Raw genomic sequence first — 22071 nt, forward strand, 5'->3', positions numbered from 1 at the left:
TGAATCATTGGAAATGCTCTATTTCTTTGTTTTTTTGCATTACCCGACGCAAAACCGCTTCGCACTTTTGCTGGAAATGCTCTAGCCTTTATTGCAAGGCAGTTTGAACGTCCCCAAGCGTGCGTGCGGCCTTCAGCCTGTCGAGTGCATCAGCATCCTGAATGGTTGCCATGATCTGCTGTAAGGTCTCAATCTGTTTATCCTTGTCATTGATGGCAAGCAGAAACACATATCCAACCGGGACAGCTTCTTCCGGGTCTTCCATATTGGCGAACTGGATGGGCGATTTCAGCGTCGCGAATGCAATGCCAGCCTTGATCACATGTTCAGGATCGGTGTGGGGGACTGCGACGTTATCATCGCGCTCAAGCGGTAATCCGGTAGGCATGGACAGTTCGCGGCGGACGACGGCATCGGCGTAGCTTGGCTTTACATAGCCCAGCTTCTCGAGCTTGCCCGCCAATATCCGGATAATCTCTTCGTTGGTTTTTGCTTCGCTCTGAAGCTCGATCGCTTGTGGGTCGAGAAACTCAATCAGACCAGCAGCCATTCCATTCTCCATTCAAAGAAGGTCGCACGCCGATCTCGACGTGCGACTTGTATTTCATGCAGCGATCATTGTCGCCCTCAGGCAGCAATTTCGTCTGCAGGTTCGTCCTCAGCACCCGCAGCGCGTTCCCATGCCTGCGTATTGCGACGATAGAGCATGAAAAGTGCTGCAATAACGACGGCGATTACCGCGATACCAATAGCACCGAGCCACTGGATGGCGGAGATGATGACGTAAGGCACCCACAGGAATCCATCAACCACCGAAGTAATCTGCAAGGCGTTCTCAGGCAGCTTGAAGCCCGATGAAACAGCAGCGCTGGTGAACAATGGTGCGAGCGCATTGGCGACATAGAAGCCGATGGCCAGTGTGATGGTTCCGACAACGACCATACGGAACACGTTTCCTTTCAGAAGCGGTGCCGTCATGGCGACGATAAACGGAATGACGGCAAGATCGGCGAACAGGATTACGCGGTTGCCCGGCAGGATGACCGACAGAATGATCGCAATCGGTACCAGAATGAGTGACGACGAAATCGCAGCCGGGTGTCCGATCAGGATTGCCGAGTCGAGACCAACGAGAAGTTCGCGGTCGCCTGTGCGCTTGCGCACAAATTCCTGTGCAGCGTCAGAAACCGGCAGCAGGCCTTCCATCAGGATTTTCACCATGCGCGGCAGAAGCAGCATGACTGCTGCAAGCGTCATGCCGGTGCCGAGAACCTTGGCGAGGATCGTGCCGAAGTCGCCTGCATTATAAAATGCGATAGTACCAAGAACGAGACCTATGATCAGCCCCATCACGACCGGCTCACCGAAAACCCCAAAGCGACGTTCGATGGTTTCGGTGTTGATGTTGATCTTGTTGATGCCGGGGATGCGATCCATGATCCAGTTGAGCACGATGGCAATTGGCAGGATCTGCGCCGAGGCCAGATGCGGCACGGACACACCGGGTACGCCATAGAACTGCTGAACAGCGCGTGCGGACCAGTCTGCAAACAGCAGAGACAGTGCTGCAACCAGGGCTGCAATGATGATGCCGTAAGCGAGGTTATCGGTTGCAGCGACAACCAGCGAGCCCACGAAAGCAAAGTGCCAGAAATTCCATACGTCCACATTGAGCGTGCGCGTCCAGCGCATCAGCAGGAGGACGATGTTGACCAGAATACCTACTGGAATAACCCACAAGCCCACGGATGAACCAAAGGCAATGGCTGCAGCGGAAGGCCAACCGACATCAACGATGTCGCGTTTGATGCCTGTATTGGTCACGATTGCCTGAGCCACTTCACCGATGGAGGTGAACATAAGGCCAAGGACCAGGTTGATACCGATGAAAGCGACGCCAATTGTTATGGCTGCACGGAAGGCTTTGCCGACCTTCGCCCCAAGTACCACTGCGATAATGAAAATCACGATAGGCAACAGGACTGTCGCCCCAAGCGTATCGACTGCCGTTTTAAGTCCGCTCAGAAATGCGTCCATTTATCTCTCCTCCCCCTCGGAGCACGTCCCAAAGTGCACCGAACTAACAGAACATCATTATTAGCTCGCACGTATCGACGTTTCAAAATGTGAATTGGGCGAAACGGCAGAACATTTGTATTCTATAGCAAACTAAAGTTGAATAACAAGATGGCACTTCGGGAGGTGTAAACGCTGCGAGAAATGAACACTGGTATTGACTTAGAAACAAATGTTCATTAATCGATAATGCATCAGAGGAGACTGCGAGAATTTTGCAGGGACGTTCAGGAGGAAACGATGGCAACCAATGTGGCGTTGACAGGTTTGGCGCGTGACATGCAGGCGCGGGCGGATAGTGGGCGACCAATTCGCATCGGACTGATTGGCTCCGGCGAAATGGGCACCGATATCGTCACGCGCGTTGCACATATGCCGGGCATCGAGGTTGGCGCTATTTCTGAACTGCGCGTTCCCAATGCTCTCAAGGCTGTGGATATTGCTTTTCAGGAAGAAGGCCATGGCCGCGAGGTCTCGACAGCTTCCGACCTGACTGCTGCTATGGAAGCGCACAAGGTTGCTGTAACCGACAATGCCAATCTGATCCTCGAAAATGATCTTATCGATGTCGTGATCGATGCAACCGGTGTTCCAGCTGTGGGGGCCGAAATCGGCCTGCGCGCTATGGAGCATGGCAAGCATCTTGTCATGATGAATGTCGAAGCGGACGTCACCATCGGTGCATATCTGAAAGCCGAAGCCGAACGCCTTGGCGTTACCTATTCACTGGGCGCAGGCGATGAGCCGTCATCCTGCATGGAGCTGATCGAGTTTGTGACCGCGATGGGCCATCCGATTGTGGCTGCGGGCAAGGGCAAGAACAATCCGCTCAATATCGACGCCATTCCAGACGAATATATGGAAGAAGCCACGCGCCGTAACATGAATGTACGCATGTTGGTGGAATTCGTTGACGGTTCAAAAACCATGGTTGAAATGGCGGCTATTGCCAATGCCACAGGTCTCGTCCCCGATAAAGCTGGTATGCACGGCCCTGCTGCAACGCTCGACCAGCTCAATAAGACGCTGATCCCTGAAAATGATGGCGGCGTGCTGTCGAAGGTCGGTGTGGTCGATTATTCCATCGGCAAGGGTGTTGCGCCGGGCGTATTTGTTGTCGCCGACATGTCGCATCCGCGTATTTCCGAGCGCATGGAAGATCTGAAAATGGGCAAGGGGCCATATTTCACGTTCCATCGCCCATATCACCTGACGTCTCTCGAAGTGCCGCTCACCTGCGCCCGCGTTGTGCTCTATGGCAAGCCGGACATGGTTCCGCTTTCAAAGCCGGTCGCCGAAGTGGCAGCCGTTGCAAAGAAGGACATGCAGCCGGGCGAAAAGCTCGATGCCATCGGCGAATATTGCTACCGCGCGTGGATCATGACTTCGGGCGAAGCGCGCAATGCGCACGCGATCCCTTGCGGGCTTCTGCAGGGCGGCAGCGTGACCAAGCCGATCAAGAAGGGCGAGCTCATCACTTACGATAATGCGGCTGTGGCACCCGGTTCCAAGATTGCCGAACTGCGCGCGCGTCAAGACAAGCTCGTTTACGGAGCGTGAGGACAAAACATCATGGTTCAAGCCAAAAAAGTCGAACCGCAGGATACGGGCGACCGTCACAATTTGCCTTATGCTTTCCGCACTTATTCGCCGGAACAGCTGAAAGAAGCACTGCGTAAAATGTATCTCATCCGCCGCTTTGAAGAGGGCGCGGAAGAAAGCTACACGCGTGGCCTTATTCACGGAACGATGCATCTGTCCATCGGGCAGGAAGCAAGCGCGATGGGCTCGTGCCTGCCACTTAACGATGACGACATGATCACCTCGACCCATCGTGGTCATGGCCACTGCATCGCCAAGGGTGCAGACGTGAAGCGCATGTTTGCTGAGTTTTTCGGCAAGGAAACCGGCTATTGCAAAGGCCGTGGCGGCTCGATGCATATCGCAGATGTTTCCAAGGGAAATCTCGGTGCGAACGGTATTGTCGGCGGGGGTATCCCGATTGCGGTAGGTGCAGCTCTTTCCGCCAAGAAGCAGAAAAACGGCAAGGTGGTCGTGTCGTTCTTTGGCGATGGTGCGAACAATGAGGGTGCTTTTCACGAAGCACTCAATATGGCCGCGGTCTGGAAGCTTCCGGTTGTTTTCATCTGCGAAAACAATGGCTACGGCATGTCCACCTCCACTAGGCGCTCGACGGCAGTTGCCAATGTTGCTGACCGCGCCTCGGCCTATAACATGCCGGGCGTGATCGTGGACGGCAACAATCTGTCGGAAGTGGCGGAAGCTGTGAATGAAGCCACTGAACGCGCGCGGCGCGGCGATGGACCGACGCTCATTGAAAACAAGACCTACCGCATTCGTGGTCATTCCAAGAGCGATCGCAACCGCTATCGCACCAAGGAAGAAATTGAGCATTGGCAGAATGATCGCGATCCCATCGCGCATTTCGAGGCCGATTTGAAAGCCTATGGCTTCATCAATGACGCTGAGATCGAGGCAATTCGTGCTGAGGTGGAAAAGGAAATCGCCGACGCGATTGAATTCGCCAAGAACAGCCCGGCGCCTGATCTTACCAACCTGACCCGCGACGTTTACACGGATGATATTTGAACATGGACACAGCAATCCGTGAGTTGAGTTACTCGCAAGCTATTCAGGAAGCTATGGCAATTGCCATGGAACGCGACGACCGCGTTTTTCTGATGGGTGAAGACATTGGCGTCTATGGTGGCGCATTTCAGGTGACAGGGGATCTGGTGCATCGCTTTGGCGAGGACCGTGTCATGGACACCCCGATTTCAGAACTGGGCGGCGCAGGTGTAGCGGTCGGCGCAGCACTGACCGGCATGCGTCCGATCTTTGAATTCCAGTTCTCCGACTTCGCAGCACTTGCCATGGAGCAGATCGTCAATCAGGCTGCCAAAATCCGCTATATGCTTGGCGGGGCGGTTTCTGTGCCACTGGTCATGCGCTTTCCTGCAGGCTCTGGAACGGGTGCCGCAGCGCAGCACAGCCAGAGCTTAGAGGCTTGGCTTGGTCATGTTCCGGGTCTCAAGGTTTTGCAGCCCTCGACACCTTATGATGCCAAGGGCATGTTGCTTGCAGCCGTTGAAGATCCTGATCCGGTTATGATTTTCGAGCATAAGCTGCTTTACAAGACCAAAGGTCCGGTTCCTGAAGGCTTCTACACCGTGCCAATCGGCAAGGCGGAAGTGGTTCGCGAGGGTCGCGATCTGACCATCGTCGCAACCGCAATCATGGTGCACAAGGCGCTTGATGCGGCTGCTGAACTTGCCAAAGAAGGCATTGATGTTGAAGTGATCGATCTGCGCACCGTGCGCCCGATTGATCGCGAAACCATCATTAAAAGCGTCAAGAAGACGTCCAAGCTTCTCTGCGTTTATGAAGCGGTGAAGACGCTTGGTATCGGTGCTGAAATCTCCGCAATCGTCGCAGAAAGTGATGCCTTTGACTATCTTGATGCGCCAATCGTGCGTCTTGGCGGGGCAGAGACTCCAATTCCTTATAATCCTGATCTTGAACGTGCGACTGTTCCACAGGTGCCTGATATCCTGAAAAGCGCGCGTGATCTGTCCAAGGGAGTGCGCTGACTATGGCTGTGGAAGTCATTCTCCCCAAGGTCGATATGGATATGGAGACGGGGCAGATTTCGCGTTGGTACGCCAAGGATGGCGACACTGTCACGAAAGGCCAGCTTCTCTTTGAAATTGAGACTGATAAGGCGGCGATGGAAGTCGATGCGCCAGCAACGGGCATCATCGCAGATATCAGCGCCGCAGAAGGCGCTGTTGTTCCGGTTGGTCAGACTGTCGCTTGGATTTACGACGAAGGTGAAAAGCGAGTTGGAGCTTCGGCACCTGTTGTCGAAGAGAAACCAGTCGCAGCTTCCGTTGAAACGATCATCGAGCCGGCCATTCAGCAACAAGTTGAGCCTAAGCCCGCCCGAGACGATGTAGCCGGCTCAGCTGATGATGTGCGGGCAACACCGCTTGCCCGTCGGCTCGCCCGTGAAGCAGGCATTGATCTCGCCACCATTCAGGGCTCAGGGCCGAAGGGCCGCGTGCAGAAGAAGGACGTTGAAGGCAATACCGGCATTGCGAAGCATACAGTATCGGCTAAATCGCCTGCGATTAAAAATGCTGAACCATCCGCGCCCGGTCAGCTCAATGCAGTCTGGTTGCGTGAGGGCGAGGCCGATCGGTTGCCGATTGTTCTGATCCACGGCTTTGCTGCGGACCTCAACTCATGGCGTGGCTTGTTTGCCGGGGCATCGCTTGGCCACCCGATACTGGCGCTTGATCTTCCGGGACACGGTAATTCGCCACGTGTTGTTCCTGAAAGCATCGATGATATTGCTACGGCAGTCGAAGCGACGCTTTCTGCTTTCGGCGTGACGTCGTGCCTGCTGGTTGGTCACTCGCTTGGCGGAGCCGTCGCCACAGTCACCGCTGCGCGTGGTGTTGTCGATGTGCGTTCCCTGTTGCTTATTTCTTCGGGGGGCTTGGGACCGCGGGTCAATGGCGCTTTCATAAAAGGTCTTATCGGCGCGAAAAGCGAAGCCAGCATCGTTCCCTGGTTGAAGCTGCTCGTTGCCGATGAGAGCCATCTGACGAAGCCATTCATCAATGCAACGGTTGCACAAGCGGCTGATGCAGAACTGCGCGACACGCAGGAAGCGATTGGTCATCGGTTTTTTGCGGATGGCACACAGACTTTTGAGGTTCGCTCAAGCATTGCCTCGCTTGCAATGCCGGTGCGGCTCATCTTCGGTGCCGAAGATCGGGTTATTCCCGTTGCCCAGGCTCATGGTTTGCCGGGGAAAGTTGGCGTCCACATTTTTGCAGGTTGTGGACATATGCCACAAATCGAAGAGCGGGCTGCGGTGCTGCAAATCCTGAAAGAATGCGCTGCCGCCGCCAATTGATGCGGTAACCGAAAAAAGCACATCGTTTGTGACGATGTGCTTTTTTGTTGTTACTCGGACTGCGCCTTGTCCTTGAGCATCTGTGCCGCACTTTCTTCATCGGTGATGAGAACGGTGGGTTTCAGAAGTTCGATTGCACCAAGCAGAGCGGCAATCTTCTCTTTGCCGCCTGATGTAAGAATACGTTGCGGCGTCTTCTGAAGACTTTCAATTTTGGCCGACATGACGCGATCATGCACGGGATCATCAACGATCTTCCCGTTCTTGTCATAGAAGTGGAAAAGTACGTCGCCAACAGCGCCATTCGCGATGAGCGAGAGCTTCTGTTCCTCGTCAATCAGGCCGACACGATAAGACGTGCTGCTGGCGGTTTGAATGTCGCCAACGCTGAGCAGAACCATGTCCAATTCTTCGGCCATATCCAGCACAGTATTCAATCCGCAACGTTCGATAAGAGCGATCCGTGTCTCTTTGCTATCAACCAGAGCAGGGGCAGGGATCAGATAGCCTTCACCCTGAAAAATCTGCGCAAACTGCCAGGCAAATTCCGGCGGATTGGAACGGCGTGGCTGCACGATGCCGCCGAGCAGCGAGATGACTTTCAAATCGTTGAGTGGGCGGGCACCGATATGCTGCAGAGTGCTGGAAAGAGTACGCCCCCAGCCGACGCCAATCGTCATGCCGTGCTGCACCTTTTCCGACAGATAGGCGCCAGTGGCAGCACTGATCGGTGGAATAGGATCAATGTCGGATGAAGAGAGCGGCGCGACAATCGCGCGTTCCAGACCAAAGGTCTTTTCAAGCTCCACTTCCAATGCGGTCAAGCTTGCCAGCTTGCCTTCGATGGTAATTTTTACTTCATTGCGAGCACGGGCATCAGCAAGAAGGCGCACGATTGTGACACGGCCGACGCCAAGCGCTTCTGCGATGTCGTTCTGGGTCATTTGTTCGACGTAATACATCCACGCGGCACGCGTTCTCAACCGGCTCGTGCGGTTTTCGGCGGCAACGCCTTCCGATCCAATGATGAGGTCAGCTGTCTCCGGATTCTTTTGCGTCTTCTTGCCAGCTTTTTTCAAAATGATCCCTCAAATTATTGGCGCAATACTGCTTTATAGAAGTGATACTCTTAAAGCGAACCTATTGCTTTTCCACGTGAAGGCAAACAATAATTCATGTGCTCTGTCCAGGCTGTTCCGGTGGCGCTTCGGTTAAGGAAAATGAACATGCTACGCATTCTTTCGGAAGAAATTGCAGTCAATCTGAAAGACCGGCTGCGTGAGGTTCGATATATGATTCGCCGCAATCGTCATGAAAGTTTGCAGGGCGAACAGGCCTCTTCGCGTCCGGGTGAAATCGTGTCACCGGAACTGCTGCTGGGACATGCCGCGAGCATGATGGACAAGGCACTGACGACGGCTGAAACAATCTCCATTTCGCTGATTTCATCGAACCCGAATGTTCATAACAGTGCGCCGCATGTGAGAAGCTTGTCGGTCTATTTTGGCGCCGGAGCCGAGGGCGTGCGCGCGTTCCGCAAGGATATGTACTATCTCACGAAGGAAGTGCTCCGCCGCCATCAGTTGCAGAATGTGCTGATTCAGGAAGCTGTGTTTGTCACGGTGCATGCAAACGTGATGCGCGAACATGGAGCTCTCTTGAAGAGCGCGGTTGCCGCCGAGGCGGGCGACAAAAAAGTAGCCGAAACGGCCAAGGCCATCACGGCCATGTTTTTCGAGCTTCTTGCGGAAAAGCCGGTTCGTTTTATCTCACTGGATGGTCATTGTGATCCGCAGGCTTTGCGTAAATTCGAAACGATGTGTTTCGCTGCTGTTGGCCTGGCATGTGGGCTGGCGACAGCCAAAGCTGGCGACCTGGAAGGAATTGATCCACTTGAGAGTGCCATTCTGGCTTTGGACGCAAGACATAAGCGTCTGATGCAGGCCGCTGAAGATCGAGATCATCCACAGCTCGAAAATCTGTTCCAGACCTTGATTGCACACCTGCCATAAAACAAAGCCCGGATACGATGATCCGGGCTTTGTTTTATGGATGCATCGCAGATGAGGCTTAGTTTCCAAACATATCTGCGATCAGCTTTTTTGCACGGGGGATTGAAGCGGGGCTCATGCTGAACTCGGTCAGCCCCATGCGCATAAACTCTCCGATAAGTTCCGGCTTACCTGCGGCTTCTCCACACATGCCCACCATGATGCCTGCTTCGGTACCCGCCTTTGCGGTCATCTCGATTGCCGCCATGACGGCCGGGTGGCTTACGTCGTTGAGCTTCGTAACGGTTGGATTGAGCCGATCTGCGGCCATCACATATTGCGTGAGATCATTGGTGCCGATGGAGAAGAAAGCCGCTTCTTTTGCAAGCTCGCGGGCCGCAAAAACCGCCGCCGGTGTCTCAATCATCACGCCAAGGTCGAACTCGGCGAAAGTTTTACCTTCGCTTTTAAGTTCGCTGATGCATTCTGCGATCAGTCGTTTGGTTACGCGAATTTCTTCGACATCCGAGACCATCGGCAGCATCACCTTGAGGTTGCCGTTGACCGCTGCGCGCAACAAGGCGCGCAACTGCGGCTTGAACACATCCAAACGATCCAGACACATGCGAATGCCGCGCCAGCCAAGGAAAGGGTTCTCTTCCTCGGGAAACTCGATGCCTGCAATGGGCTTATCGCCACCGATATCGAGGGTGCGGACAATAACCGGATGTGGTGCAAATGCTTTGAGAAGCGCCGAATAGGTTTCGGTCTGCATATCTTCGGACGGCAGATGAATATGCTTCATAAAGAGAAGCTCAGTGCGGAAAAGACCAACCCCCATGGCGCCGGCTTCGAGCGCGACGTCGATCTCCTCAAGTGCGCCCATATTGGCGGCAACTTCGATAATATTTCCATCTGCGCGTCGAGGAATTATCGAGCGGTAAGCATCAAGCGCCTGCTTTTCCTGCATTGCTTTGGAAATACGCGCTTCGATTTCGTTGCGGATAGCCAGGTCTGGATCGGAGTGAACGATGCCGAACGTTCCATCCACTGCTACGGTCTTTGCATTCTCGAGCTCATGGATTGCACTTCCCAGGCCAAGAACAGCCGGAATGCCATGCGTGCGGGCGATGATCGCAACATGCGATGTGGCGCCGCCATGTCCGCAGACAACACCTTTGATTTTCTTGAGCGGTGCACGTGCCAGATCCCAGGCGCCGATGTCTTCGGCAATAAGCACCGATCCTTCCGGCAAGCCTTCCAGATTGATATCTTCCTTGCCGAGAAGTGCAAGACAGATCTGGCGACTGACGGCATGCACATCATCTGCACGTGCATTAAGATAGTGATCGTCGAGTGCCGCAAACTGCCCGGCAACCGTGGAAGCTGCAGCAAGCATCGCCGAAATGGCATCTAAACCATCTCGAATGAGCCCAAGTGCTTCGTCGGTCAGGCTATCATCCGCAGCAATATCCTTTAATGCCGCAATGATGCCTCTGTCAGCGTCAGCGAGGTTGCCGCTGGAGAGCGAAGCATCCATGCGTTGCTGTACCGTCGCGATAGCCGACTTAAAATGGGCAATCTCGGTGTCTATTTCAGATGCAGCAAGCTTCCGGCCCAACGGCTTGATTTCTTCAGGAAAAAACGGAAACGCAGTGCCCAATGAGATGCCTTCGCTCGCACCAATACCTTTTATCTGACCCGTGGGCAGCTTTATCGTAATCGCAGGCTGAGTAGCGGCTGGCGGCGCGGTTTCTGCTTGAGGGGTAGCAGCGGGTGCAGCAGCCTCTTCAAGGCCAGCCTGCGGGTTTTCCAGATAGCCGATCAGCGCTTCGATGGCTTCAATGGCATCGGCACCATCGGCACGAACGGTCACTTCATCAAGCTCTTTCACACCAAGCAGCATCAGCTTGACGGAGCTTTTGGCACTTACGCTTTTTCCGGCCTTGGCGATTTCGATGTCACTTTCAAAACCTTTGGCCAGTTTAACGAAGCGGGTTGCGGGGCGCGCATGCAGCCCTTCATGCACCCGGACGATAGTCGAGCGTTCCATTTATATAAGCCTCAAAGCGACATCTGAAACATTCCAACATCCTGAATGTCGAAACTTGTTTCAATTATCTGTTTTAACACGCAATTCTAAATCCAATGATGGTCAGATTCAGCCGCCGATGGTGATAATCTGCCCTTCTTTGAGAGCAGCGACAAGCTCTTCGCCGACGATTTCAGTAGCGCAAATTTCGCCTGGACGATCTGTCGATTGTGCGCCCGTAAACGAAATAACGACGTGGCCGATTTCGCGTACTTTTTGCCAGGCGCTATCACCGACAGCAGTGATTTCTGCGTTGAGTGAGCCGATGGTGATGCGGGCTCCGACAGCAGGGGCGGCCGCTTCAGGGCCTTCTTCCACAACATGCATTACGGAAACTTCAGCGAGTTCGGGTGGCGATCCATCCGCAAAAAGAATGAGAACGCCGCCTTCAGCGAGATCCGCAACTTCCGGGCCGATTGCGGTGATCCGCGTTTTCAGATGTATCGACATAGAGGCGGTCCTTTCTTGGTATGGTCTTCGATACTCGGGAAAATCGACGAAGAGCATCGCTATTGCATATGTTTGGGAGATTGCCTGCCGCCGCTTTTGCTGCGACAGGCTGAACGTCTTAAAGTACTGCGAGGCTGACAACCCATGCGATTAGGACCGAAAGTGGCCCCATGATCTGACGGCTGATCAGAACTGCCGGAACACCAATTTCGATTGTCTTGGGTTTCGCTTCCCCGAGCGCCAGACCAACCGGCACGAAGTCACAACCGACCTGCGTGTTGTAGGCAAAGAGCGCAGGCAGGGCCATAGCCGGAGCGATGGTGCCGTTGGCGATCTGCGGTCCTATGATCGCCACGCCGACGACCTGCGCGATAACTGCACCTGGTCCGAGAATCGGCGACAGGAACGGCAAGCCGCAGATGGCGGAAAGCACGAGCAAGCCGACAATATTATTGGCTAGGGGTCCAAGCGGCTGGGCAAGAATATCGCCAATGCCTGTATAGAGGATCAGACCGATCAGCATGGTCACGAATGCCATGAATGGCAAAACGTTACGGATAACCTGATCGATTGTGCGGCGACCCGCCTGGAAGAAGATACCAACCACACGGCCCATGACACGACCGATACTGCTGATCAGTCCGACCAAGCCGCCTTCGCTCGGCTGTTCTACCGGTGCAGGCTCTTCTTCAACTGCGGCAACTGCAGAGGCAGCGGCGGCCGAGCCATCAGCAGAAACGATGTCTTCCGGCTTCACACCTGACACGTAAATGTCCTCGGTGATGAACTGCGCCAGTGGCCCGGATTGTCCAACCGGTGTGATGTTTACCGTTGGAATGCGCTTGCGCGGATAGACGCCGCAGCGGGCAGTGCCGCCGCAATCGACAACCACGACTGCCATTTCGCTTTCAATTGGTGGTGAGCGGAAGCCATCAACGGCCTCTGCTCCGGTCAGTTCAGCGATCCGGCGTGCAAGCGGATGAATGCCGCCGCCAGTGACCGAAACCACCTTGTTGCGTTGCTCTGTCGGCTGAATGACAAGCGGACCGCCCCAGCCATTTGAGCCGCGGGAAATTTTAACTGCCTTATAGGTCTTTACCATGTCGTCCTCCCCAATTCCCGCTTAAAGCTCAATGCCTTGACGCCGCGCCATGATGGCGGTGATGCGTTCTGTGAGCATGCCTTTAAGGAGGATCACGACGAGACCAACGATGGCGTACCAGATGGCGACGTTGATGTGATAACCCGTTGGAACTGCGCCCTTCTTCTCAAGTTCGAGAAGTGCAACGAGCACGCCGCCCCAGACAAAGTATTCGCCCGGATTGATGTGCGGGAAGAGACCCAGTGGCGGATGAACGTAAGAAACAGCCGCGTCATAGAAGGCGGGCTTGTATTTCTCGTCCAGAAACGAACCGAATGTGTAGGCCATCGGGTTGGTCAGGAAGAACACCGAAAGAACCGGCAGAACGGTATAGCGAGTGAGCGCGATACGTCCGGCGCTGCGGGCAATGCCATGGACGCGCTTTTCACCGACCAGTTCGGTTACGGCATAGAAGGCGGTCATCAGCACGACGAGCGTCGGGATAATACCCGTTACAAACCCGGCAAAAACTTCGCCGCCCTTCTGGAAGACGCCAATGAAATGCTTGCCGATTGAAGCAAGCCAGCCCAGCTGTTCTTCCTGCTGGACGTTCTGAAGGCGTTCCTTGAACTGATCAACGGTAATTCCGCCGCTGCCGGCATCGGCTGGCGCGGTGGTTGTTGCTTGTGCAAGCTGCAGAAGATCATTTCCCGCGTGCTCTGCGGCATGTTTGCCATGCAGGGCCGCATCGGAAATCATGCTGCCGGCCATATGTATAGATTGCATTGTTACGTCAGCATGTTGTGCCAACATCGTCACTATCGACATTGCTCCTCCTCGATTGCTTGTTTCAGGCAAGCAACTCCTATGCTCCCACTGCCTTCAGACCTTCGAGTTCGATCCCATCGGATTGATCTCTTATGCGACTGATCTGCTCTATCGCCTGCTTGGTAGCAGCCACCACTTCAGGCGTTCCTTCTCCAATTGTAGGATTGTCCTGCAACTCGCTGAGGCGCATTCCCTCAAAGCCTTCGCGGCGGCTGAATTTTGCAAAAACCGTCCGACCGCTCATTTGCAGGAAGCGGCGCACCACCAAATTGCGGTCTACGACGAGCAAAACAATGACGCCTCTGCCAAAGCGACCTCGCACATGACCCGCGCCGACAAAGCCGTCAGAATATTTCGAGGTGATGCCTTTCATCACATCGGAATAGTGACGCATCTGAAACCAGACGCCCAGAGACTGAAAGCCCCAAAGCAAGGCGAGCGCCAGCAAAGCCCATTGCCAGATAGCCATTTTGTTCTCCTCCCACGAAGGACAAATAGGATATTTTCCGAGTTCGTCCTTCAGCAAATAGAGAACATTTGTCTTCTTGAATGTCAATATGTATAATTTTGTCAACGAATGAAGACGAATGACGACTGACATTGCAATCGGTTTCGCATAATGTCGTTTGTAAACGGGAGGCCGCTCGCAACATGGATTTGCTACTCAGAGAACAAATGGCATCGATGCCTGATTTGCGTCATCGGTTGCGCCAGCTGCGTTGGTTCAGGGCGACGTTCCGCAAGCATGCCAGTCTGCTGCATGAGCTTTATGGCGTCGAATATGAGATTGATGAAAAGAAGCTCACAGAAGCCTTCCTGAACTGGGTAGAGCTCGTTGATCAGAACAAGCGTTTTGCCAAAGTGGACCGCAAAGATTTCATCACCTTTGCCGCAGGTCTTGTGTTGCGAGAGCTGATCCGTTTGTCGCCTGCGAAGGTCGTTTCGCCGCCAAAGCACGCTGCAGACGATGCCGCGCGTCTTTACGAAATCGTCAGCTTCTGGCCAGAAGGTTTTCTCTACACAAACTACTGTATCTGCGCGATTGCTGCTGTGCAGGAGCAGGAATTCGGTACTGTTCCGGATATCGATCAGTGTGCTGATGAGCTGCGGACATGGTGGTCTTACAAGGAAAACGTCTCGGAAATGCCGGGTTATGCGATAGCATTTCTCGATAAGTTTCTTGGTAGCGAGCCGAACTGGGTCATGCCGGATCTGGCGTCGGCGCGTGCAGCGGTGAAGCGTGCTTTGGGGGCTGATAATCCGGTCACGAAGATCCAAAATAAATAGTGGTCGCTTTGTTCCAGTGCGGAAAGTGCTTATTCCACTCGGAATATCAGCGTTTAACCAGCACCGGAGCCGGGCATTTCAAAGGCTCATATTCCACCATACCAGTCATAGCCATAGTCCTCCCAGTAACCACCTTTCCCACCCTGAATGGCCGCAAAGCTTGAGACAAGCTCAATCGACTTGATGTATTTGCTCATCTTGTATCCGAGTTGTCTCTCTACGCGCAGACGAAGCGGAGCTCCGTTTTCTACCGGCAGGACACGATCATTGAGACCATATGCCAAAATAGTCTGCGGATGACGGGCGTCGATGAGATCTATGCTGCCGTAAAATGACGCTGCTCCTTTCGCGCCGTCTACCCTATCGAAGCAGTGGAAGACGACAAAGCGCGCGGATGGCGTGGGGCGTGTCACATCGAGAATCTGGCTCAAGGGGACGCCTGTCCATTTGGCGATTGTACTCCAGCCTTCCACGCAGTCGTGGCGGGTGATCTGGGTGCGCCCTGGCATGTTGCGCAGTTGCTCCAGCGAAAAACTTGTCGGTTTTTCCACGAGACCTGTTACCTGCAAAACATAGTCTGAGAAATCGGCTGCGCGAAGTGCTTCATATTCTTCCGTCGCAGGATTGGTTTCACCATTCGGTTTTTGACCCTGACGCAGCTCGCTTTCCCCATACTCCCTTGCAAGTGCATTATGTCCCTGCAGTTGCCGTTGAATGAGGTAGGTCAGATCGTTCGCCTTTTCGAGGACTTGCCGCGTAGCGCTTTCGTTGTTGCCGACAAAATCGAAAGCATCACAACCGCTCAACATAATGGAAGAGGCTGCGGCTCCGGAAAAAGTTAGGAACTTTCGTCTGGAAAGATTCAGCTTGCTCATGGGTGCCTGTCCTCGTCTTTTTTCGGAAGATCGGCGCGATACCAACCAGAAATCATCGATCGCATTTCGTTGAACGGACCTGCCGCAAGCACCATCACGATATGAATGACGACGAATGCGCAAAGCAGGAAAACGGCTACAAAATGAAGAGTGCGGGCTGTCTGGCGTCCGCCGAGCCATTCCGTCAGCGGCAGTACGGCATCCATGCCGGGAGACATGGCCAGCCCCGTAATTATAACCATCGGGAAAAGCCCGAAAAACACCATGCAATAGGTCAGTTTCTGCATAGGATTGTATGTTTTCCCATGCTGGAAGCGAAACTTGAGATGGTTAAGAATATCGCCGGGCAGACTCTTTATATCCAATGCAGATGGCAGTAACTCGTTCTTCAGATGCCCGTTCAAAACACTGCCGACCAACCATAGCATGAGCGTGCCCACCAGAACCCAGGCAAAGAAGAAGTGAACCACACGTCCGGTTGCCAGATCGCGATAGGACGGAATGGTCAACGCTGGGGGAAATGCCTGATAGTCGGGGGCGCTTGTCGCTCCCGATACGCCGAGAAAACCGGTTGTCTGGAAGCTTTTGCCCAAGATATCGACACGACCTTCAGGGCCGCTTTCGCCATCGACGGCATAAATTGCCAGAATGGCATTATCATAGTCGAAACCGGATTCGTTGCCGAGATAGAGCGTGGGGTGCGCATTGAATATCTGCAGCCCGGACAGCAGCAGAAAGAAGAGGCTGGCAGCCCAAATCCAGTGTGTGAGGCGCGTCAGCAGACGCTGGCGATAGACGAGCTGTTTCATGATGTTGCGCTCCGGTAATTTGCCCGCCAGTCGTGAGGGAAGACTGGCGGGCCAGAACAATTACTGTGGCTTCTTCATGGAGTCGGACTGCATCGTGTCCTGTTTCATGGCATCGTTCTTCATCGCTTTGTCGTCATGTTTCTTCATTTTCTTTTTTGTGTCGCTATGCATGGCATCGCCTTTCATGGCGTCATGCTTGCCCATGGAATCCTTCTTCATAGTGTCAGACTTCATGGTGTCGGTTTTCATCGCGTCTTGCGCGAAAGAAACCGGCGTGAAAGATATAGCGGCAAGCAGGGCGAGCGCCGGAAGGACGATGATGTTCTGTTTGATGGTCATGACGATACTCCTGTTCATCTGGGCGCCAGCGGCGCGTAACGGGAGGAGTTTCGACAGGCAGAGGCAAATGGTTACACCGATCACGGCGATGTGATCACCTCATTGGAAGATGTAACCTTTTCCGCTTCTTTCACGAATATGCCGGTGATTGGGAGTTGTAACCTGACCTATTCGAACGAAGAGAGGTTGAAAAAACTGATGATACTGGCGCTCGACGGAGACAAGGCAGCCTATCGGACCTTGCTTGAGGATCTGTCGCGCCGACTGAAACCTTATTTTCTACGGCGTCTTTTCGGCGATAAATCGCAAGCGGAGGACCTTATTCAGGAGACTTTGCTGGCGATCCATACCCGACGCATAACCTATGATCGAGGCATGGCGTTTCTACCCTGGGTGAATGGAATTGCACATCACAAGCTTGTCGATCATCTACGCCGTCACGGGCGTGAGACTGCTACACCTCTGGAAGAAGATGTTCCTGTGTCCGATGATGCTGAAGCCGCCGATGCGCGCATGGATGTGGACCGGATGTTGAGCGGTGTTTCCGAACGCACGGCAGGTTTGATCCGCAAAGTAAAAATCGAGGGACAATCCATAGATGAAGCCGCACGTGACACCGGCTTGAGCCAGAGCGCGGTCAAAGTCGCCATCCACCGCGGTCTTGCAACAATAGCGCAAAGATTTGGAGGCAAAGGGCATGACCGATGATCTGATCGACAAGCTGACAGCAGATGTCAAACCGGTTGGCCCTCACGCAATGCGCCAGCTTTTCTTGCGCTATGCGACGGGAGGCATTGTAGGCGGGCTTGCGATTATGCTGGTTTTCCTTGGCGTGCGTCACGATTTGTTGTTGGCGATGACGACGACAGCCTATTGGATGAAATTCGGCTACGCAGTCCTGCTTTTATTGATACTGATCCCCGCATTATTCACCTTGTCGCGGCCCGTTCGCACGGGATTGCACTGGTTGCCGCTGGCCATACTTCTGGCTTGTCTTGCAGGCGCTGCATCAATCCAGCTGCTGAACGCCGAGCCCGGACAAGCAGAGGTGTTGATATGGGGGCGGACGGCGTTGGTCTGTCCATGGTTGATTGTTCTCATAGCTCTTCCCATGCTCGGGTTTCTGCTTACTGCCATGCGGCGACTTGCTCCGGCCGATCCTGCTCTGACCGGTCTTGTCGCCGGTATCGTTGCTGGCGCCGTAGGAGTTCTCATCTATTCACTACACTGTCCGGAATCCGGGATGCCGTTTATTGCAATCTGGTATACGCTCGGCATCGCAATCATGGGTTTTTTGGGCATGATTGGCGGGCGCGTTTTACTCAAATGGTAAGACCTGAAAGCGCACAGCTTCTATCCTGGTTTGAACCAGTAACAGACCTCTCACTGGCGAGTTAACTGCTAGCCCCGGACGAGTAGGCTTTGATCTTGGTTGAAACACGGCTTTGCCGTGCGCTCTGCATAACGGTGGCAGAACCTCGTCGTCTTCAAAGCAAACATGGTGAATTAAACTCACTGGGCAATAACGGTCAAAAACATTTTGGATTCTCCCCAGAATGCGTTAGCGTCTTCGCAGTTCCGTGGGAGGACCTTATGAAATGCAGTGGGGGAAGTAATCTGCAAAAACTTCCCGCTTAGTCGTGGTGTCTGCACCATGGCAAAATCTATTGGAGTGAGGAGGAAATATGCAAATCTTTAATCGGAAAACGACTGTTTCTCTGGCTACCGCATTGGGGCTTGTGTTCGGTGCTGCGCAAGCGAAAGCCGAGGAGTTTGTAAATATTCTGACCGGTGGCACCAGTGGCGTCTACTACCCGCTCGGCGTCGCTATGGAAAAAATCTATTCGAGCATTCCTGATGTGCGTCCCTCGGTTCAGGCGACGAAAGCATCCATTGAGAATATCAATCTCATCAACAGCGGTCGGGGTGAAGTGGCGTTCACGCTGGGCGATTCTCTGCGCGATGCCTATGAAGGCAATGAAGCAGCCGGTTTTAAAAAGAAGCTCACCAATCTGAGCACGCTTGCGGCAATCTATCCGAATTATGTGCAGATCGTCGCCTCCAAGGAATCCGGCATCAAGACATTGGCTGATCTCAAAGGAAAGCGTTTGTCCGTCGGTGCACCGAAATCGGGAACCGAACTCAATGCGCGCACCATTCTGGGGGCTGCCGGACTTTCCTATGATGATCTCGGCAAGATCGAATATCTGCCCTTCGCGGAATCCGTCGAGCTGATGAAGAACCGCCAATTGGATGCAACCTTGCAATCTTCCGGACTTGGCGTCGCCTCGCTGCGCGATCTTGCCAATTCCGTGGACATCAATGTGGTTGAGGTTCCGGCAGACGTTATCGAGAAAATCGGCGCGCCGTATCAGGTCAACACGATCCCGGCGAATACCTATAGCGGGCAGGACAAGGATGTCGTGACAGCTTCTGTGATCAACTATCTGATTGTTCGCCCCGATATGGATGAAGAACTGGTCTACCAGATGACCAAGGGGCTATTCGAGAATCTCGACCAGCTAACTGCCGCCCATTCTTCCGCAAAGGCAATCAAGCTCGATAAAAGCACCATCGTGTCACCTGTTCCGGTTCATCCCGGTGCTCTGCGTTACTACAAGGAAAAAGGCATCGAATAGGCTGGCAGCGATCCTGCGCGGCGGTTGGTACCCGGGTGACATTCCCGGGTTCCTTCCTTTTTCTGACAGACGGTGTCCGATCCTTGTTAATCGGATCGCTCCCTTAACTGTTCATTTTAAATGCACAATCTGATGAAGGTTCGTTCATGACGCAGAGCGAGAACAGCGCCGTAGAATCGGCCGAGCATATTCCCGCCTGGGGCACAGGCACAGGCGCAAAAGTCCTGTTTGCCATCGCCGTGGCTTTTTCGGTTTTCCAGCTTTGGACTTCCGCTTATTCACCACTGCCAAGTCAGGTAGTCCGCTCCGTCCATGTCGGATTTCTGCTTCTGCTTCTCTTCGGCCTTTACGCCAATGCGAGCACAGTCGCTGCAAAGCGAGCGGCCTTCTGGCTGGCGGCGATCGTCGCCTTCGTGCTGAGTCTTTATCATTGGGTTTTCTACGAAGATCTGGTGATCCGGGCTGGCGAACCCAACACGCCGGATATCATAATCGGCATTCTCGTGGTCGCTCTCGTCTTCTGGGCTGGAAAAAAGATGATGGGTTGGACCTTACCTCTCATCTGCGCGATCTTTCTGGCTTACGGCTTGTTCGGACAATATCTCCCGCACCCGTTCAACCATCGCGGATATGATTTCGAGCAGGTGGTCGAAGTTCTCTTTCTGGGAACAGAAGGAATTTACGGCACGCCGATTTATGTCTCATCGAGCTATATTTTTCTTTTCATCCTGTTCGGCGCATTTCTCGAACGCGCGGGCATGATCCAACTCTTCAATGACATTGCCATGGGAACGGTTGGCGCGTCGCGTGGCGGTCCTGCAAAAGTTTCGGTGATTTCGTCGGCCTTGATGGGAACGATCAACGGTTCCGGTGTCGCCAATGTTGTGACCACAGGCGCTTTCACCATTCCGCTCATGAAGCGCTCCGGTTTCCGCCCGGCATTCGCGGGTGGTGTCGAAGCCGTTGCGTCTATGGGTGGCCAGATCATGCCCCCGGTCATGGGGGCGGTTGCTTTCATCATGGCTGAAACGCTGGGTCTGCCTTATGTTGAGATCGTCAAAGCGGCAATCGTGCCTGCTATTCTCTACTTCATAACTGTCTTCGTGATGGTTGACCTTGAGGCGCGTCGCCTCAAGATGAAAGGCCTCAATAAAAGCGAAATGCCAAGTGCTCTCGAAGCAATCAGAAAACGCTGGTTTCTGGTGCTGCCGCTCGTCGCATTGGTGTGGCTCCTTTTCTCCGGCTATACGCCACTTTTTGCAGGCACTGTCGGCCTCAGTCTGACCGCGCTCATCATTCTCGGCGTGCCGGTTTCCGGCTCGATGTCGATGCCTTTGCGTGTGCTGTTCTGGGTCGCGCTTGGCGTCATGTCAGCAGCAGCTTTCGGCACGACCTTCAACATTTTCGGCTATGCCCTGCGCGGTATTACGCTGATCATCGCCCTCGTTGTGCTGCTGGTCATGATAAATTTTCTGGTGCGCGGTGGTCGGGAAACGCTCGGTCTGTGTCTTCAGAGCCTCGGGGAAGGTGCCAAGAATGCGCTGCCCGTGGGCGTTGCCTGCGCGCTGGTTGGCATCATCATTGGCATTCTGGCGCTTACCGGAGCCGGTTCGACATTCGCTCGTGTGATTGTCAGCGTTGGAGAAAACTCGCTGTTCTTTTCGCTGGTGCTGACCATGCTGGCCTGTCTTGTGCTTGGCATGGGTATTCCGACTATCCCAAACTACATCATCACATCCTCGATCGCTGGCCCAGCACTCCTTCACCTGGAAGTGCCGCTTCTGGTATCGCACATGTTCGTCTTCTATTTCGGTATCATGGCTGATCTCACACCGCCTGTTGCGCTTGCGGCTTTTGCGGCAGCGCCAATCGCGCGCGAGTCCGGCATGAAGATCGGCATGCAGGCGATCCGTATTGCGGTTGCGGGTTTTGCCGTGCCTTTCATGGCGGTGTACGAGCCGGTCATCATGCTTCAGGAAGGGGGGCCTCTTTCGGAAACGCTCGGGTTCTGGCCTGCATTCGCCTATATGTTCGTCAAGGCACTACTCAGTATTTTACTTTGGGGCGCAGCTGCTATCGGCCATCTTCGAACGCCGTTGAACATGTGGGAACGCATATGGGCTTTCGTCGCTATCGCGCTGATGCTCGCAACCTATCCCTATAGCGATGAACTCGGTTTTGCTGCCTGTGCAGCTTTCCTTGCATGGCATTTCTGGAGATCGCGACCGTCCGTCGTCGCGTCATCCGGTTGATGGCGGTCTGCATTGCGACGGCTGGCGGCGTACTGAAAATCGCCGCCACGAGCTTTGTTCTCTCATGGACGCACAGCGTTGAGAAAGTGCCATGGCAGGAGTTCTGGAATGTTACGTCCCAGGGCTTGGTATTGTCAGAAGCTCGCATCAAAGGCTCTGGCGCAGGCATGGATCCACCTGCCGATGCCGTTCTTAAGGACGGTTGGTATATCTATCACCCAACCATCCCTCCGCGTCATGAAATTGTTCTGGCTGCCTCCGGCAAGACGACTGGAGGCTGGACTTTCTGTTCGCAACAAAAATGTGTTGAACTTGGAAAGACGGAGGAAACACCGATCCATATCAAGTCGTGTAGTTAGGTTTCTTTTACCTGTAGTTCACTCGTTCTACTCACCTTGATGTGCGAC

22 protein-coding genes are annotated in these 22071 nt (G+C 53.9%); 11 read left to right on the plus strand and 11 right to left on the minus strand.

Translation table 11 applies throughout. The features are described 5' to 3' along the window. Window positions 1–88: 88 nt before the first annotated feature. Window positions 89–550 carry a PTS sugar transporter subunit IIA gene (locus OHI65_RS05640; RefSeq protein WP_012093448.1) on the minus strand — a complete coding sequence of 154 codons (462 nt, stop codon included), beginning with the start codon at window positions 548–550 and terminating at the stop codon, window positions 89–91. 77 nt (window positions 551–627) lie between these two features. Then, window positions 628–2037: a PTS galactitol transporter subunit IIC gene (locus OHI65_RS05645; protein WP_010659299.1), complete on the minus strand. Its 1410-nt coding sequence runs from the start codon at window positions 2035–2037 to the stop codon at window positions 628–630. Window positions 2038–2316: 279 nt separating this feature from the next. On the opposite strand from OHI65_RS05645, the gene OHI65_RS05650 reads away from it, so the two are divergent. The 4 genes from OHI65_RS05650 to OHI65_RS05665 are packed head-to-tail and all read left to right on the plus strand — an operon-like array spanning window position 2317 to window position 7021. Beyond that, entirely contained in the window at window positions 2317–3636 is a 1320-nt protein-coding gene (locus OHI65_RS05650) for an NAD(P)H-dependent oxidoreductase (RefSeq protein WP_036588614.1), read from the plus strand. Between the two features lie 12 nt (window positions 3637–3648). Further along, window positions 3649–4686 carry a thiamine pyrophosphate-dependent dehydrogenase E1 component subunit alpha gene (locus OHI65_RS05655; RefSeq protein ID WP_036588612.1) on the plus strand — a complete coding sequence of 346 codons (1038 nt, stop codon included), beginning with the start codon at window positions 3649–3651 and terminating at the stop codon, window positions 4684–4686. A 2-nt stretch (window positions 4687–4688) separates the two neighbouring features. Next, a complete protein-coding gene (locus tag OHI65_RS05660; RefSeq protein WP_125301045.1) occupies window positions 4689–5687 on the plus strand; it encodes an alpha-ketoacid dehydrogenase subunit beta in 999 nt (332 codons plus the stop codon). A 2-nt stretch (window positions 5688–5689) separates the two neighbouring features. Beyond that, entirely contained in the window at window positions 5690–7021 is a 1332-nt protein-coding gene (locus tag OHI65_RS05665) for an acetoin dehydrogenase dihydrolipoyllysine-residue acetyltransferase subunit (protein WP_125301044.1), read from the plus strand. A 50-nt stretch (window positions 7022–7071) separates the two neighbouring features. Here OHI65_RS05665 and OHI65_RS05670 read toward each other — a convergent pair whose 3' ends face one another. Beyond that, on the minus strand, window positions 7072–8100 hold the full coding sequence (locus OHI65_RS05670; protein ID WP_094515534.1) for a sugar-binding transcriptional regulator: 1029 nt from the start codon (window positions 8098–8100) through the stop codon (window positions 7072–7074). 147 nt (window positions 8101–8247) lie between these two features. Between OHI65_RS05670 and OHI65_RS05675 the strand changes: the two genes are divergently transcribed. Further along, window positions 8248–9033, plus strand: a complete 786-nt coding sequence (locus OHI65_RS05675) for a hypothetical protein (RefSeq protein WP_012093441.1) — start codon at window positions 8248–8250, stop codon at window positions 9031–9033. 58 nt (window positions 9034–9091) lie between these two features. On the opposite strand, the gene ptsP is transcribed toward OHI65_RS05675, so the two are convergent. The 5 genes from ptsP to OHI65_RS05700 form a co-directional block, all read right to left on the minus strand. Then, window positions 9092–11065 carry a phosphoenolpyruvate--protein phosphotransferase gene (ptsP, locus tag OHI65_RS05680; protein WP_125301042.1) on the minus strand — a complete coding sequence of 658 codons (1974 nt, stop codon included), beginning with the start codon at window positions 11063–11065 and terminating at the stop codon, window positions 9092–9094. Between the two features lie 108 nt (window positions 11066–11173). Then, on the minus strand, window positions 11174–11554 hold the full coding sequence (locus OHI65_RS05685; RefSeq protein ID WP_010659291.1) for a PTS glucitol/sorbitol transporter subunit IIA: 381 nt from the start codon (window positions 11552–11554) through the stop codon (window positions 11174–11176). 118 nt (window positions 11555–11672) lie between these two features. Then, complete coding sequence (locus OHI65_RS05690; RefSeq protein WP_125301041.1) at window positions 11673–12656, minus strand: PTS glucitol/sorbitol transporter subunit IIB; 984 nt, start codon at window positions 12654–12656, stop codon at window positions 11673–11675. A gap of 21 nt (window positions 12657–12677) precedes the next feature. After that, window positions 12678–13463: a PTS glucitol/sorbitol transporter subunit IIC gene (locus OHI65_RS05695; RefSeq protein ID WP_084094417.1), complete on the minus strand. Its 786-nt coding sequence runs from the start codon at window positions 13461–13463 to the stop codon at window positions 12678–12680. A gap of 37 nt (window positions 13464–13500) precedes the next feature. Continuing rightward, on the minus strand, window positions 13501–13932 hold the full coding sequence (locus OHI65_RS05700) for a transcriptional regulator GutM (RefSeq protein WP_094515535.1): 432 nt from the start codon (window positions 13930–13932) through the stop codon (window positions 13501–13503). 182 nt (window positions 13933–14114) lie between these two features. Here OHI65_RS05700 and OHI65_RS05705 point away from each other — a divergent pair, with 182 nt between their 5' ends. Further along, window positions 14115–14750: a hypothetical protein gene (locus OHI65_RS05705; RefSeq protein WP_094515536.1), complete on the plus strand. Its 636-nt coding sequence runs from the start codon at window positions 14115–14117 to the stop codon at window positions 14748–14750. An 86-nt stretch (window positions 14751–14836) separates the two neighbouring features. On the opposite strand, the gene OHI65_RS05710 is transcribed toward OHI65_RS05705, so the two are convergent. Genes OHI65_RS05710 through OHI65_RS05720 form a run of 3 tightly spaced genes read right to left on the minus strand, consistent with a single transcriptional unit; the run spans window position 14837 to window position 16773 of the window. Then, window positions 14837–15625: a molybdopterin-binding protein gene (locus tag OHI65_RS05710; protein ID WP_094515537.1), complete on the minus strand. Its 789-nt coding sequence runs from the start codon at window positions 15623–15625 to the stop codon at window positions 14837–14839. Continuing rightward, window positions 15622–16434 (minus strand): cytochrome b/b6 domain-containing protein, encoded by an 813-nt coding sequence (locus tag OHI65_RS05715; protein WP_094515538.1) that lies wholly within the window; start codon window positions 16432–16434, stop codon window positions 15622–15624. The genes OHI65_RS05710 and OHI65_RS05715 overlap by 4 nt, the downstream gene beginning before the upstream one ends. A gap of 60 nt (window positions 16435–16494) precedes the next feature. Beyond that, window positions 16495–16773 carry a pentapeptide MXKDX repeat protein gene (locus tag OHI65_RS05720; protein ID WP_012093432.1) on the minus strand — a complete coding sequence of 93 codons (279 nt, stop codon included), beginning with the start codon at window positions 16771–16773 and terminating at the stop codon, window positions 16495–16497. Window positions 16774–16971: 198 nt separating this feature from the next. Here OHI65_RS05720 and OHI65_RS05725 point away from each other — a divergent pair, with 198 nt between their 5' ends. The 5 genes from OHI65_RS05725 (at window position 16972) to OHI65_RS05745 (ending at window position 22023) form a co-directional block, all read left to right on the plus strand. After that, window positions 16972–17481, plus strand: a complete 510-nt coding sequence (locus tag OHI65_RS05725) for a sigma-70 family RNA polymerase sigma factor (RefSeq protein WP_029376017.1) — start codon at window positions 16972–16974, stop codon at window positions 17479–17481. Next, window positions 17471–18106: an NrsF family protein gene (locus OHI65_RS05730; protein WP_010659282.1), complete on the plus strand. Its 636-nt coding sequence runs from the start codon at window positions 17471–17473 to the stop codon at window positions 18104–18106. The genes OHI65_RS05725 and OHI65_RS05730 overlap by 11 nt, the downstream gene beginning before the upstream one ends. A gap of 352 nt (window positions 18107–18458) precedes the next feature. Next, on the plus strand, window positions 18459–19412 hold the full coding sequence (locus tag OHI65_RS05735) for a TAXI family TRAP transporter solute-binding subunit (protein WP_010659281.1): 954 nt from the start codon (window positions 18459–18461) through the stop codon (window positions 19410–19412). A gap of 146 nt (window positions 19413–19558) precedes the next feature. Beyond that, window positions 19559–21664: a TRAP transporter permease gene (locus tag OHI65_RS05740; protein ID WP_012093429.1), complete on the plus strand. Its 2106-nt coding sequence runs from the start codon at window positions 19559–19561 to the stop codon at window positions 21662–21664. Further along, entirely contained in the window at window positions 21664–22023 is a 360-nt protein-coding gene (locus OHI65_RS05745) for a DUF1850 domain-containing protein (RefSeq protein WP_125301052.1), read from the plus strand. Before OHI65_RS05740 ends, OHI65_RS05745 begins: the two co-directional genes overlap by 1 nt. The last annotated feature ends 48 nt before the right edge of the window (window positions 22024–22071 follow it).

The organism is Brucella sp. MAB-22, assembly GCF_025908475.1.
Classification (GTDB): domain Bacteria; phylum Pseudomonadota; class Alphaproteobacteria; order Rhizobiales; family Rhizobiaceae; genus Brucella; species Brucella anthropi.

Coding starts and splice junctions, on each gene's coding strand:
- OHI65_RS05725 (WP_029376017.1), top strand. CDS start 16,972: ATGATACTGGCGCTCGACGGAGACAAGGCAGCCTATCGGACCTTGCTT.
- OHI65_RS05705 (WP_094515536.1), top strand. CDS start 14,115: ATGGATTTGCTACTCAGAGAACAAATGGCATCGATGCCTGATTTGCGT.
- OHI65_RS05740 (WP_012093429.1), top strand. CDS start 19,559: ATGACGCAGAGCGAGAACAGCGCCGTAGAATCGGCCGAGCATATTCCC.
- OHI65_RS05745 (WP_125301052.1), top strand. CDS start 21,664: ATGGCGGTCTGCATTGCGACGGCTGGCGGCGTACTGAAAATCGCCGCC.
- OHI65_RS05640 (WP_012093448.1), bottom strand. CDS start 550: ATGGCTGCTGGTCTGATTGAGTTTCTCGACCCACAAGCGATCGAGCTT.
- OHI65_RS05730 (WP_010659282.1), top strand. CDS start 17,471: ATGACCGATGATCTGATCGACAAGCTGACAGCAGATGTCAAACCGGTT.
- OHI65_RS05735 (WP_010659281.1), top strand. CDS start 18,459: ATGCAAATCTTTAATCGGAAAACGACTGTTTCTCTGGCTACCGCATTG.
- OHI65_RS05690 (WP_125301041.1), bottom strand. CDS start 12,656: ATGGTAAAGACCTATAAGGCAGTTAAAATTTCCCGCGGCTCAAATGGC.
- OHI65_RS05700 (WP_094515535.1), bottom strand. CDS start 13,932: ATGGCTATCTGGCAATGGGCTTTGCTGGCGCTCGCCTTGCTTTGGGGC.
- OHI65_RS05660 (WP_125301045.1), top strand. CDS start 4,689: ATGGACACAGCAATCCGTGAGTTGAGTTACTCGCAAGCTATTCAGGAA.
- OHI65_RS05685 (WP_010659291.1), bottom strand. CDS start 11,554: ATGTCGATACATCTGAAAACGCGGATCACCGCAATCGGCCCGGAAGTT.
- OHI65_RS05655 (WP_036588612.1), top strand. CDS start 3,649: ATGGTTCAAGCCAAAAAAGTCGAACCGCAGGATACGGGCGACCGTCAC.
- OHI65_RS05645 (WP_010659299.1), bottom strand. CDS start 2,037: ATGGACGCATTTCTGAGCGGACTTAAAACGGCAGTCGATACGCTTGGG.
- OHI65_RS05650 (WP_036588614.1), top strand. CDS start 2,317: ATGGCAACCAATGTGGCGTTGACAGGTTTGGCGCGTGACATGCAGGCG.
- OHI65_RS05665 (WP_125301044.1), top strand. CDS start 5,690: ATGGCTGTGGAAGTCATTCTCCCCAAGGTCGATATGGATATGGAGACG.
- OHI65_RS05710 (WP_094515537.1), bottom strand. CDS start 15,625: ATGAGCAAGCTGAATCTTTCCAGACGAAAGTTCCTAACTTTTTCCGGA.
- OHI65_RS05715 (WP_094515538.1), bottom strand. CDS start 16,434: ATGAAACAGCTCGTCTATCGCCAGCGTCTGCTGACGCGCCTCACACAC.
- OHI65_RS05720 (WP_012093432.1), bottom strand. CDS start 16,773: ATGACCATCAAACAGAACATCATCGTCCTTCCGGCGCTCGCCCTGCTT.
- OHI65_RS05675 (WP_012093441.1), top strand. CDS start 8,248: ATGCTACGCATTCTTTCGGAAGAAATTGCAGTCAATCTGAAAGACCGG.
- OHI65_RS05695 (WP_084094417.1), bottom strand. CDS start 13,463: ATGTCGATAGTGACGATGTTGGCACAACATGCTGACGTAACAATGCAA.
- ptsP (WP_125301042.1), bottom strand. CDS start 11,065: ATGGAACGCTCGACTATCGTCCGGGTGCATGAAGGGCTGCATGCGCGC.